Genomic DNA, 12,772 nt, shown 5'->3' on the forward strand with positions numbered 1-12,772 from the left:
CGCGCGCGCTGTATCACACCCAGGTGGCGGCGCACGCCAAGGGCATGCGCACCCTCGACCTGCCCGATGGCAGCACGCTGTACGTGAATGCCAACACCCGCCTGCGCGTGGACTTCAGCGCCCACCAGCGCATCGTGCATCTGGACAAGGGCGAGGTGTATATCGAGGTCGCCGCCGACAAGGAGCGGCCGCTGTTCGTGCAGGCCGGCGAAGCCAGCGTGCGGGTGGTCGGCACCGGCTTTGATGTGCGGCGCAGCCAGCAGCAACTGGTGGTCAGCGTTGCCCACGGCCAGGTGGCTTTCGAGCCGGATGCCAAGCGCCCTGTCACGCTGCTCGGCGCCCAGCAACGCGCGACCTACAGCTACGCCAAGGGCACCGTGCAGCAACACACCCTTACCGGCGAAGAGGTCGCTGACTGGCGCAGCGGGCACCTGTCATTTCGCAATCGCGAGCTGGCCAGTCTGATCGACGAACTGAGCCTCTACCGTCCCCAGGCGTCCTTGCAGGTCAGTAGCGCAGTGGCGCACTTGAAAGTCTCGGGCAACCTTGATGTCAGCGACCCCGACGCCTTGCTCAACGCCCTGCCTGCCCTATTGCCGGTGAAAACCGTGGCGTCGGCCGATGGCATCATCAGGATCGAACCCAGCAAATAATCGTTCAAAAACCCCACTTGAGAATATTTTGCATTCGCAGGTGTGGATTTGATTGCCTGCCGCGTCTTCCTCCGGTCCGTGTTTGATACGCACACCTTTCGGCCATTTGGCCACACCGGGGGATTTCATGTTTCGCGCGCCTTGCCACGCTTCGCACCTGTTTCTTCGTCCGACCCTGATTGCCACCTGCCTGGCGTTCAGCCTCAGCGCCCAGGCCGAGTCTTTCAAACTGCAACTGCCCGCCCAGTCACTGGCCACGTCCCTGAGCCAAATCGCGCAGCAGGCGAAGATCCAGCTGTTGTTCGATGAAGCGCTGTTCAAGAACGTCCAGGCGCCGGCGCTCGAGGGTGATTTCACCCCGGAAGTAGCAATTCGCAGCCTGCTGAAAAACGGCGAGTTCACGTTGATCAAGGTCGGCAGTACGTACGTCGTGCGCCCTGAAGAGGGCAAAACCACCAACAGCGGCGCTATCCAGCTGGAAACCCTGAGCGTGATCGGCACCGGTAGCCAAGTCGATTCCAGCACCGTCGGCCGCTCCACCCTGAGCCAGGCCGATATCGACCGTTACCAGGCCAATAACATCCCCAGCCTGTTGCAGACCCTGCCCGGCGTCAGCCAGGGCGGCTCGCTGAAACCCGGCGGCCAGACCATCAACATCCGCGGCTTCGGCGACGCCGAGGACGTGCCGCTGACCGTCGATGGTGCCACCAAAAGCGGCTTCGAGCGCTACCAGCAAGGCACGGTCTTCATCGAGCCCGAGCTGATCAAAAGCATCGAGGTCGAAAAAGGCCCCAACTCGCCGTTCAGCGGTAATGGCGGCTTCGGCGGCACCGTGAACATGACGACCAAGGATGCGCCGGACTTGCTCCAGGACGGACGCAACAGCGGCGCCATGCTCAAATATGGCTATTCGAGCAACGACCACGAGCAGGTCTACAGCGGCGCGGTCTATGGCCGTACCGATGACGGCCGTTTCGACGCCCTGGCCTACTGGACCCAACGCGACGGCGACGACATGAAGGTGGCCGCCAAGTTGCCCAACGCCAACAACCAGTACCCGATCAACCCCCAGCGCCTGCCAAACACGGCCCAGGATGTGGACGGCAAACTGTTCAAGGTCAATGCGCACTTCACCGATGAGCACAGCGTGGGCCTGTCCTACTCGCAATCCCACAGCAACCGCTGGACCCCGTTTTCCGCGGCGAGCTACCCGACGCCGCCCACCCAGGCCAACATCGATCGCTACGGCTACGAGGGCGCGCTCAAACGTTTTTTAGCCAATCGCGACACCGTCGACACGACCTGGTCGGGCAAGTATGAGTACCAGCCCCTGGACAACCCGCTGGTGGACCTGACCGTCAAATATTCGCAGTCCAACACCGACCAGACCGACGAGCGTGACGCCACCGCGTTTTTCCAGCTGGCGACTGGCGGGCGCAAGATGGACACGGCCTACACCGACAAGAACCTCGACATCCGCAACGTCAGCCTGTTTGACACCGGGCCGTTGCAGCATGCGGTGACCCTCGGCGGGCAGATCCGCAAGCACATCCGCGAAACCGAGATGTGGATGCCCGGCGCCACCTACAACACCCCGCGCTATAACTATGGGCATTTCCAGCCCGGCTTCATGCCCCACGGCAAAGTCGATACCAACAGCTTCTTCATCCAGGATGCGGTCACCTTGGGCGACGTCACCGTGACCCCATCCTTGCGCTACGACCATGTGCGCAACCGCGGCGAGGCCAACGATGCGCCGTACTACAGCAACCCCGATCCCGCCATCGGCCATGACTACAGCGACCGCACTTACACCGGTTGGTCGCCACGCCTGGCACTGTTCTGGACCGTAACCCCGAACGTGGGCCTGTTCGCCAACTGGAGCCAGACCTGGCGCGCGCCGGTCATCGACGAACAGTACGAAGTGCAGGGGCTGGGCAGCCGCACCGCAACCAGCGTCGACCTTGACCCGGAACGCATCACCTCGATCACCGTGGGCAACATCACCCGTTTCGATAACTTGATCGCCCAGGACGACAACCTGCAGGTGCGTACCACGCTGTTTCACAACAAAGTCGAAGACGAGATTTTCAAGGCCACCGGCGTGGGCTGTCGGAACCAGGCGATCAACGGCGGCACTATCTCCACGGCTTGCCCGCCGGGGGCCATGTCCAACTATCGCAATATAGGCGGCATGACGATCAAGGGCTTCGAGGTCGAGTCGTTTTATAACTCCACCTACCTGTTCGGCTCGGTGTCGTACGCCTACACCACCGGTCAACATGAAGGGGCCTACACCAACCCCTGGGGGCCGGATGTGTCGGCACGCGATATCCCACCAACCAAATGGGTGCTGGTGTTGGGCACCAATATCCCGGCGTGGGATGCCCAAGTGGGTTGGATGGGGCAGTTCATTGGCGCCACCGACCGCCTGCCCAGCGACAAATATTCGGGCGGCCCAGGCTCCAGCGTCGGCGACTCGTTCTACGACCAGTACGGCAACAAGCGCTATAACACCCAGGGTCTGTTCGCCAAATGGAAACCGCAGCAGGCTTATTTGAAAGGCACCGAGGTGAATTTCACCGTGGACAACCTGTTCAACAATAACTTCCGTCCAGCCCTCAGTGGCGATCGTGCCTACACCAAAGGGCGCGATGCCAAGATCAGCGTCACGCGCTTCTTCTGAAAACTGTACGGATAAATCCGCACTCAGCAGCAGGCCCTCGGCCTGCTGGCCGTGGGCGGTATTGCACGGGTCAGCCAGATCCAGCTGTTGCAGATCTTCTTTACCCTCGCGCTTTCGGCGCTGTTCTTGGGTGAGCATAGTGAGCCGAACACGGGTTAACTGTGGGAGGGGGCTTGCCCCCGATGGCGGTGGGTCAGTTGGAACACCGTTGACTGACACTCTGCAATTGGGGGGCAAGCCCCCTCCCACATGGGTTCTGTGCTCAGCTTAAATAACCATCCGCGCGCAGCAGGGTTTCGAGGCAGTGCTCGGTGATGTGGTAGAACGCCTTCAGCTCTTGGATTTTTTCCAGCAACTGCGCATTGTCCAATGGCTCGGCGCGCTTGATCGCGAGGATCATCTTGTTCTTGTTGGTGTGTTCCAACGAGATGAATTCGAACACCTTGGTCTCGTAACCGCAGGCTTCAAGGTACAGGGCGCGCAGGCTGTCGGTGACCATTTCCGCCTGCTGGCCCAGGTGCAGGCCGTATTGCAGCATCGGCTTGAGCAGCACCGGGCTCTGGATCTGCAGGCGAATCTGTTTGTGGCAGCACGGCGAGCACATGATGATCGATGCGCCGGAACGGATGCCGGTGTGGATCGCGTAATCGGTGGCAATGTCGCAGGCATGCAGGGCAATCATCACGTCCAGCTCGCTCGGCGCCACGCTGCGTACGTCACCGCATTTGAATACCAGCCCAGGGTGTTCCAGGCGGGCCGCGGCGTTGTTGCACAGGGTCACCATGTCTTCGCGCAGCTCCACGCCGGTCACTTCGCCCTCGGCCTTGAGGGTGTTGCGCAGGTAGTCGTGGATGGCGAACGTCAGGTAACCCTTGCCCGAGCCAAAGTCGGCGACACGCACCGGTTGGTCCAGCTTCAACGGCGACGAAGTCAGCGCGTGGCTGAACACTTCGATGAACTTGTTGATCTGCTTCCACTTGCGCGACATCGACGGGATCAGCGCCTGCTTGGCGTCGGTCACGCCCAGGTCGGCAAGGAACGGGCGGCTCAGGTCGAGAAAGCGATTCTTCTCGCGATTATGCTCGGCCGATGGCGCCTCGCGCAGTTGCTGCGGCTTGCTTTTGAACAGCGAGCTTTTGTTTTTCTTGCTGTATTCCAGCTGCGCTTCGTCGGTCAGCGACAGCAAGTGCGCGTTCTTGAACGCGCTCGGCAACAGCTCGGCAATCGTCGCCACGCCGTCGGCCAGGGGCAGATTCTTGGTAATGTCGCGGGTCTTGTAGCGGTAGACAAAGGACAGGCAGGCCTGCTCCTTGACCGTCACCGGCTTGATGATCAGCCGTTGCAGCTCGGCCTCATCGCCGACGTACTTGGCCAGCACCAGCTTGATAAACGCATGCTGCGCGAGGCTTGCGCTCAGCAGTTCGATGAACTGGGCGTGATGATCCGGTTGAGCGGTGACAGACATGAACAAAAACGCCTCAGGCAGGGAATGCCGGGCATTTTAGGGGGGATGGGGGTTGAGGGCACGGGGTTATTTGATCAACGGTCGCTCAGCCGCCGCAAATCAAATGCGGGAGCTGCCTTTCTGTGGGAGCTGGCTCCCACAGAAAGGCAGTTCCCACAGAAGTTCTCAGTGGAATGGGCTATTCCAGTACAACCAGTCGGTTCGGCAGTTCATTACGCGTCTGCGTCACCGGCACATGCACTTTGAGCAACTCGCCACAGGCTTCAATGCAGGCAATAAACCCGGCCAGCGTCTGGCCCTGTTTGACCTGCTGGGTGAACGCCTTGACGATGGCATCCCAACTACTGTCATCCAGGCGTTTGGAAATGCCGTCATCCACCAGGATTTCCACGTAACGCTCAGCCTCGCTGACAAAAATCAGCACGCCGGTACTGCCCAGCGTGTGGTGCAGGTTCTGCTCCAGGAACTGTCGGCGTGCCAGGTTCGAGGCACGCCAATGGCGTACTGAACGCGGGATCAAGCGGGTTGTGACCTTGGGCAGACGGAACACCAGGCACAACACGATAAACGTCGCCCACTGCGCCAACAGCAAGGTGTACATGGTCAGGTAGCCCGACAAGTAATGCACCACACCCGGAACCACCAACGCGATCAGGCTGGCCCACAGCAACGGGATGTAGGCGTAATCGTCAGCGCGGGCAGCCAGTACCGTCACCAGTTCGGCGTCGGTCTGTTGTTCCACCCGGGCGATCGCTTCGGCGACCTGGCGCTGCTCGTGTTCACTCAGTAATGCCATGGTTGTAGACGCTCTGTTCTAGTTATTGTGATTACCATCCCCCCGACGCCCCGCCGCCGCCGAAGCCGCCACCGCCACCACGGAAACCACCGCCGCCGCCCCCGCCGCCGCCGCGCCCACTGCTGCTGAGAATCGCCAGCAAGATCGCGCCAATCGGCAGCCCCAGGCGATTGCACAGCCACAACACGCCGATCAGCAGAACAAACAGCCCGATGGAAAACCCCGGATTATCCTTGGCAAAATTCGTATCGGCCACATGCGCCGGCACCGCCAACGGCTCGCCGCCCACCACCTGCACCATCGCCGAAACACCGTCGCTGATGCCCTGGCTGTAATTGCCGGCCTTGAACTTGGGCGCGATCACCTGGTTGATGATCACCCAGGACTGCGCATCGGTCAGCACGCCTTCCAGGCCATAACCGACTTCGATGCGCAATTTGCGCTCATCGCGGGCCACGATCAACAGCGCGCCGTTGTCCTTGCCCTTCTGGCCGATGCCCCATTGGCGGCCCAGTTGGTAACCGAAGTCTTCAATCGGCACACCTTGCAGGTCGGGCACCGTGACCACCACAATCTGGTCGCCACGGGCCTGTTCCAGCGCCTGCAACTGCTGGGTGATCTGCTCGCGCGTTGCCGGGTCGATCATCTGGGCGCCGTCCACCACCCGCCCGGTCAATGCCGGGAAGGTCAGTGCCGCCTGGGCCACGCCCACGCAGGCCAACAGCCACAGCGCCAAGCCTATCCGTAATAAACGCATCGACACCTCAGGAAAGTCTTATTTGAACTTCACTTGCGGCGCTTTATCGGCATCGGCACTGGTGGCTTCAAACGTGGCGCGCACCGGCAAGTCGCTGTACATCACGCTGTGCCACAGGCGACCAGGGAAGGTGCGGATCTCGGTGTTGTAGGCCTGCACCGCCTGGATAAAGTCGCGGCGGGCCACGGCGATACGGTTTTCGGTGCCTTCAAGTTGCGATTGCAGGGCCAGGAAGTTCTGGTTGGCCTTGAGGTCCGGGTAGCGCTCGGACACCACCATCAAACGGCTGAGGGCACCGCTCAAACCGTCCTGGGCTTGCTGGAACTGCTTGAGTTTTTCCGGGTTGTCGAGGGTGCTGGCATCCACCTGTATCGAGGTGGCCTTGGCCCGCGCTTCAATCACCGCAGTGAGGGTGTCCTGCTCATGGGCGGCGTAGCCCTTGACCACTTCCACCAGGTTGGGGATCAGGTCGGCACGGCGCTGGTACTGGTTCTGCACCTGGCCCCAGGCGGCTTTGGCCTGCTCATCCAGGGTCGGAATATTATTGATGCCGCAACCGCTCAGCACCGCGCCGATCAATAACAGAACCGCGGCTTTCAAGCCCCAGCGGTAACCTTGTGCTGCTTGCATGGTGTTTCTCCTGCCCAATCTTGATGGAATGTTACGACTAACCCTACAGACCACGCGCTTGGGGCATAATCCGCCGCCACCACTGGCATGCATTGAGCCAATCAGCTAAAAGATGCCCAGCGCCACGAAGAGTTCATAAATAAGCGTTCAGGGAAGTGTGCTGCATTTATCTGAACAACACCCGAACAACAATAGACGCTCCCCACATTTTGGCCGACAGCGTTCCCTTGATGCTGTGCAGTGAGCCGAAAAAGGATATTCATGAAAAAGCTGTGTTTGCTCGGCCTTGTTGCCACTCTGGCCACCCACCCCGTCTGGGCAGAAACAAAGCCTGCTGCGCTTAAGGACAAGGACGCCTTCGTCAGCGACCTGCTCAAGCAGATGACCCTGGATGAAAAGATCGGCCAATTGCGCCTGATCAGCATCGGCCCCGAGATGCCCCGCGAGATGATCCGCAAGGAAATCGCCGCCGGCCGCATCGGTGGCACGTTCAACTCGATCACCCGCCCGGAAAACCGTCCGATGCAGGACGCAGCCATGCGCAGCCGCTTGAAGATCCCGATGTTCTTCGCCTACGACGTGATCCACGGCCACCGCACGATCTTCCCGATCAGCCTGGCCCTGGCCTCCAGCTGGGACATGGATGCCATCGGCCGCTCCGGGCGCATCGCCGCCCAGGAAGCCGCTGCCGACAGCCTCGACATCACCTTTGCGCCGATGGTCGACATCTCCCGCGACCCGCGCTGGGGCCGTACCTCCGAAGGCTTCGGCGAAGACACCTACCTGACTTCGCGGATTGCCGAAGTCATGGTCAAGGCCTTCCAGGGCGCGAGCCCGGCGAATGCCGACAGCATCATGGCCAGCGTCAAGCACTTCGCCCTCTACGGCGCGGTCGAGGGCGGTCGCGACTACAACGTGGTCGACATGAGCCCGGTCAAGATGTACCAGGACTACCTGCCGCCCTACCACGCAGCCATCAAGGCCGGCGCCGGCGGTGTAATGGTGGCGTTGAACTCGATCAATGGCGTGCCCGCCACCGCCAACACCTGGCTGATGAATGACCTGCTGCGCAAGGACTGGGGCTTCAAGGGCCTGGCCGTGAGCGACCACGGGGCGATCTTCGAGCTGATCAAGCACGGCGTGGCCAAGGACGGGCGTGAAGCCGCGAAGCTGGCGATCAAGGCCGGCATCGACATGAGCATGAATGACTCGCTGTATGGCAAGGAATTGCCAGGGTTACTCAAGTCCGGCGAGATCGAACAAAGCGACATCGATAACGCCGTGCGCGAAGTGCTCGCCGCCAAGTACGACATGGGCCTGTTCAAGGACCCGTACCTGCGCATCGGCAAGGCCGAGGATGACCCGGCCGACACCTATGCCGAAAGCCGCCTGCACCGTGCCGACGCACGCGACATCGCACGCCGCAGCCTGGTGTTGCTGAAGAACCAGAACAACACCCTGCCGCTGAAAAAATCCGCGACCATCGCGCTGGTCGGCCCCTTGGCCAAGGCCCAGATCGACATGATGGGCAGTTGGGCGGCCGCCGGCAAACCCGCGCAATCGGTGACCCTGCTCGACGGCATGAACGCGGTGATCGGCGAAAAAGGCAAGATCCTCTATGCCCGAGGCGCCAACATCACCAACGACAAGGCGGTGGTCGACTACCTCAACTTCCTCAACTTCGATGCGCCGGAAGTGGTGGACGACACCCGCCCGACACAGGAGCTGATCGACGAAGCGGTAAACGCTGCGAAGAATGCCGATGTGGTCGTGGCTGCGGTGGGTGAGTCGCGCGGCATGTCCCACGAATCCTCCAGCCGCACCGACCTGAATATTCCGCAAAACCAGCGCGACCTGATCAAGGCGCTGAAGGCGACCGGCAAGCCGCTGGTGCTGGTGTTGATGAACGGCCGTCCGCTGTCGATTGTCGAGGAGAACAAACAAGCCGACGCAATCCTGGAAACCTGGTTCGCCGGCACAGAAGGCGGCAACGCCATTGCCGACGTGCTGTTTGGTGACTACAACCCATCGGGCAAGCTGCCGATCACCTTCCCACGTTCGGTGGGGCAGATTCCGACCTACTACAACCACCTGACCGTCGGCCGGCCATTTACGCCGGGCAAGCCAGGCAACTACACCTCGCAGTACTTCGATGACACCACAGGGCCGCTGTTTCCGTTCGGGTACGGCCTGAGCTACACCTCCTTCAGCCTGAAGGACATGGCGCTGTCGTCCACCACCCTGAACAAGACCGGCAAGCTCGACGCGAGTGTCACGGTCAAGAACACCGGCAAGGTCGATGGCGAAACCGTGGTGCAGCTGTATATCCAGGACGTGGCCGGCTCGATGATCCGCCCGATCAAAGAGCTGAAGAACTTCCAGAAGGTCATGCTCAAGGCCGGTGAAGAGCGCACGCTGCACTTCAACATCACCGAGGACGACTTGAAGTTCTATAACACCCAACTGAAATTCGCCGCCGAACCGGGCGAGTTCAATGTGCAGATCGGCCTGGATTCCCAGGACGTGCAGCAGCAGACCTTCGAGCTGTTGTAATACAGGCAACCCCCTCCCTTTCTGGGGAGGGGGCTTGCGTAGCCCCGTTCACACACAGCCAAAAGTAATCCTGCACCCCTCGTTTTAAGCCCCGTCCGACATCGCCCTCCTAGCTGATCACCCACGCTACCTGCCCTTATTAATGTGCAGGTGTGTGGTTTATGTCGCCCACGGAAAACCTTCGGCTGGCAGCCCGAAAAACATGCGTTCAATCCTCTTTCAAGCAAAATGCGCTGGCCCTGTGCGTGCTCGCCAGCCTGTCGGGCACGGCCGTAGAGGCGGCGGGCTATACCGAACAAGGCAGGTTGCACGATGCCGCGAGTTGGCGCAGTGAAGAGTTCAAGAGTAACTGGGGGTTGGGCGCAGTCGGCGCAGACTTCGCCTATGCACGGGGGTTGAGTGGCGCCGGGGTGCAAATGGCGGTTTACGACTCGGGAACCGACCTGCGCCATGGCGAGTTTGCCGGGAAGCCGAATATAGGCGTGCTTATGGCTGACACCGGCTGCATCAGTGGGGCCTCGCTGGAAAATGGCTGCTTTCACGCCGAAGGTGATCGCGCCGCTGTAACCGTTATTGACGCATTGCCACCCGAAGCACTGGCTAGCCTTGAAGAACTTATTGCCGACGGTGGCCTTACCAGAGAGCAACTTGATCAATATCTCGGGCTGGTAGGTGCTACATACGATGCGCATGGCACTCACGTTGCTGGTACAGCACTTGCGAATCGTGATGGCTCCGGGGTCCATGGTGTGGCTTACGGGGCTACCCTGAGTGCAGTGCGCAAGTTCGGCAATACCTATCTGGGAGGGCCCATTGTCATCACAGATGTTTTGAGAGCCCCCCTTCCGACAGCTGCAGCGGTAGACGCTGCTTATGCCGAGCTGCACAGACAGAAGGTGCGCGTTGTCAATCATAGCTGGGGGAGCCCATTTTCCCCTGCGAATGAAGAAGAGTTGGACATTGCATTAAGCATAACCGGAACCCCCGTTTATGCAGAATTCAAGGCCATAGCCGACAACGCCATCAAGTACGGGATGCTGCACGTATGGGCAGCGGGCAACCTGACCACAACAAACGAATCCCCTCAAAAAGCACCCAATGCCGGACTGCAACCCAACCTGCCACGTGCCATTGCAGCGTTGGAGCCCTATTGGTTGACCGTCGTCAACCTGAACAAAGCGCTGACCTTGAGCGACGTTTCCAAGCGCTGCGGCTTCAGCAAAGACTGGTGCCTGGCCGCGCCTGGGACGGATATCAACTCTTCCTGGGTCACCGGCACGATACAAACCCAACACCACTTGGACCAGAACGGTAATGTCGACGGTTTCACTGTGTCCGGTGATAAGCCAGCGTTGGGTTATGCGTTGAGTTCCGGCACTTCCATGGCCGCCCCCCACGTCACCGGCGGCCTGGCCCTGCTGATGGAGCGCTTCCCCTACCTCAACAACCCGCAGATCCGCGACGTGTTGCTGACCACCGCCACCGACCTTGGCGCCCCTGGCGTCGACGACGTTTACGGCTGGGGCCTGATGAACCTGAAAAAAGCCATCGACGGCCCCGGCCAGATGCGCGTCGACACCGTGGTCAACATGGACCGCCCGGCCGGCGGTGCGATTGTCTGGCAAGGCGGCGCCTGGGACGATTGGCGCAACGACATCAGCGGCCCCGGGCGCCTGGAAAAAACCGGGATCGGCTGGCTGCGCCTGAGCGGCAATAACAGTTTTGCCGGGGCCACGCTCACGCAGGGCATTCTGGAGCTGGATGGCACCAATAAGCTCAAGGGCGACGTCAACGTCGATGGCGGCACATTGCGCCTCAACGGGTCCCTGGCCGTCGAGGGCAACTACCTTCAAGCCGCCGGTTCAACCTTGATGACCGGGCTGGGGTCCCCCGCAGCGCCGGCGAAACTGCAGGTGAGTAACCAGGCCTCGATCAATGGCGGCACGCTGTACTTGCGCGCGCAGCCCAACAGCTATTACCTCGGCCAGCGCTACAGCATCCTGCAGGCCAACGCCGCCTTGAGCGGCGAGTTTGCCGCGATCGACCGGCGCGAGTTTTCGCCGTTCCTCAGCGTGTCCCAGGTCAAGCAAGCCAACAACTTGCTGGTGGAATTCGGCCGTGGCCGCTCACTGGCTTCGGCAGCCGAAACCCCCAACCAGCGGGCCATCGCCAATGCCGCCGACACCGATGCACTGACCTCGCCACTGGTGCAACGCCTGACCGCGCTGTTCCCCGACCAGGCACCGTCGGCCCTCGACCAGTTGAGCGGCGAACTGCACGCCAGCACCCAGGCGGTGCTGATCGAAAACAGCCGGGTGTTGCGCCAGGCGGTGTTCGAGCGTCAGCGCCTCGCTCTGGATAACCGCTCCGCCGGGCCCGACGCGAACCACCGTGGCGTGTGGGTGCAACTGCCTCGCCAGTCCGGCCAGCTAGGCGGTGACAGTGGCACCTCGCGCGCGGCCCACAACAGCACAGGCCTGCTGGTCGGCTTCGATCATCAGTTGCAACAGGGCACGCGCCTGGGCGTGGTGGCAGGTAGCAGCAGCACCGACGTCAAGGCCGGATCGCGGGGCAAGGCGAGTGTCGACAGCTATCAGTTGGGCCTGCACGCCGGCCACACCTGGGATGCGTTCGGCCTGTATGGCGGCATTGCTTACGCCCAGCATGAGATCGAGACCAAGCGCCGGGTCAGCTTCCCCGGCGTAGAGAATCGCCTGTCCGCCCAGTACGCCAGCCGCACCCTGCAGACCTTTGCCGAAGCCAACTACCGGTTCAGCCATGACTTCTGGGATTGGCAACCGTACGTGCAACTGGCCAATGTGCAGCAGCGCAGCGAAGGCTTCACCGAGCGCGGCGGCATCGCGGCACTGCGCGGCAAAGCCTCGAAAGACAGCGTCAACCTGGCCACCGGCGGTGTGCGCGTCAACCTCGACCTGGGCAAGGCACACATCGGCCCATCGTGGTTGAGCCTGCGCGGCGGCCTGGCCTACACCCATGCCAGCGGCGACCTGCAACCCACCTCCAAGGCGGCCTGGGATGGCGGCCGCGTGATGAGTGTGAGCGGCGCACCGCTGGACCGCCAAAGCACCCGAATAGAGTTGGGCGCCACCGCGCGCCTGAGCCGCGATAGCACGCTGGACCTGGGCTTCAGCCGCCAGCAAGGTGAACGCACACGCGACCAAAGCCTGACGGCGCAGTACACGCTGCTGTTCTAAGCAGCGCTCACCAAGAA

Annotated in this window: 8 protein-coding genes and 1 pseudogene; 5 read left to right on the top strand and 4 right to left on the bottom strand. The window is 61.4% G+C overall.

What is annotated here, in order from left to right; genetic code table 11:
* The 3 genes and pseudogenes from WBR57_RS30020 to WBR57_RS30030 form a co-directional block, all read left to right on the top strand.
* Positions 1 to 653, top strand: a 653-nt coding sequence (locus WBR57_RS30020) for a FecR family protein (protein WP_424089198.1), incomplete at its 5' end; no start/stop codon positions are given.
* 127 nt (positions 654 to 780) lie between these two features.
* On the top strand, positions 781 to 3,339 hold the full coding sequence (locus WBR57_RS30025; protein WP_424089200.1) for a TonB-dependent hemoglobin/transferrin/lactoferrin family receptor: 2,559 nt from the start codon (positions 781 to 783) through the stop codon (positions 3,337 to 3,339).
* A 45-nt stretch (positions 3,340 to 3,384) separates the two neighbouring features.
* Positions 3,385 to 3,492 (top strand): annotated as a pseudogene (locus WBR57_RS30030) (EamA/RhaT family transporter); the annotation flags it as partial.
* Between the two features lie 109 nt (positions 3,493 to 3,601).
* On the opposite strand, the gene WBR57_RS30035 reads toward WBR57_RS30030, so the two are convergent.
* From WBR57_RS30035 to WBR57_RS30050, 4 genes are all read right to left on the bottom strand, one after another.
* Positions 3,602 to 4,804 (bottom strand): class I SAM-dependent methyltransferase, encoded by a 1,203-nt coding sequence (locus WBR57_RS30035; RefSeq protein WP_424089201.1) that lies wholly within the window; start codon positions 4,802 to 4,804, stop codon positions 3,602 to 3,604.
* 178 nt (positions 4,805 to 4,982) lie between these two features.
* A complete protein-coding gene (locus WBR57_RS30040; RefSeq protein ID WP_122538803.1) occupies positions 4,983 to 5,600 on the bottom strand; it encodes a TPM domain-containing protein in 618 nt (205 codons plus the stop codon).
* 31 nt (positions 5,601 to 5,631) lie between these two features.
* Positions 5,632 to 6,357, bottom strand: a complete 726-nt coding sequence (locus tag WBR57_RS30045; protein ID WP_424089203.1) for a TPM domain-containing protein — start codon at positions 6,355 to 6,357, stop codon at positions 5,632 to 5,634.
* An 18-nt stretch (positions 6,358 to 6,375) separates the two neighbouring features.
* Positions 6,376 to 6,987, bottom strand: coding sequence for a LemA family protein (locus tag WBR57_RS30050; protein ID WP_424089205.1), 612 nt, complete (start codon positions 6,985 to 6,987; stop codon positions 6,376 to 6,378).
* 261 nt (positions 6,988 to 7,248) lie between these two features.
* Between WBR57_RS30050 and bglX the strand changes: the two genes are divergently transcribed.
* Together bglX and WBR57_RS30060 are read left to right on the top strand one after the other, a co-directional pair.
* The gene (bglX, locus tag WBR57_RS30055; RefSeq protein WP_424089207.1) at positions 7,249 to 9,540 is read left to right on the top strand and encodes a beta-glucosidase BglX; all 2,292 of its coding nucleotides are present in this window, start codon (positions 7,249 to 7,251) and stop codon (positions 9,538 to 9,540) included.
* A gap of 488 nt (positions 9,541 to 10,028) precedes the next feature.
* The gene (locus WBR57_RS30060; RefSeq protein ID WP_424089249.1) at positions 10,029 to 12,755 is read left to right on the top strand and encodes an autotransporter domain-containing protein; all 2,727 of its coding nucleotides are present in this window, start codon (positions 10,029 to 10,031) and stop codon (positions 12,753 to 12,755) included.
* Positions 12,756 to 12,772 lie beyond the last annotated feature (17 nt).

The organism is Pseudomonas sp. (assembly GCF_049590575.1).
Classification (GTDB): domain Bacteria; phylum Pseudomonadota; class Gammaproteobacteria; order Pseudomonadales; family Pseudomonadaceae; genus Aquipseudomonas.

What these genes read in the sequence shown, in the direction of transcription:
- WBR57_RS30040 (WP_122538803.1), bottom strand. Translation starts at nt 5,600, where the DNA reads ATGGCATTACTGAGTGAACACGAGCAGCGCCAGGTCGCCGAAGCGATC.
- WBR57_RS30050 (WP_424089205.1), bottom strand. Translation starts at nt 6,987, where the DNA reads ATGCAAGCAGCACAAGGTTACCGCTGGGGCTTGAAAGCCGCGGTTCTG.
- WBR57_RS30060 (WP_424089249.1), top strand. Translation starts at nt 10,029, where the DNA reads ATGGCTGACACCGGCTGCATCAGTGGGGCCTCGCTGGAAAATGGCTGC.
- bglX (WP_424089207.1), top strand. Translation starts at nt 7,249, where the DNA reads ATGAAAAAGCTGTGTTTGCTCGGCCTTGTTGCCACTCTGGCCACCCAC.
- WBR57_RS30045 (WP_424089203.1), bottom strand. Translation starts at nt 6,357, where the DNA reads ATGCGTTTATTACGGATAGGCTTGGCGCTGTGGCTGTTGGCCTGCGTG.
- WBR57_RS30025 (WP_424089200.1), top strand. Translation starts at nt 781, where the DNA reads ATGTTTCGCGCGCCTTGCCACGCTTCGCACCTGTTTCTTCGTCCGACC.
- WBR57_RS30035 (WP_424089201.1), bottom strand. Translation starts at nt 4,804, where the DNA reads ATGTCTGTCACCGCTCAACCGGATCATCACGCCCAGTTCATCGAACTG.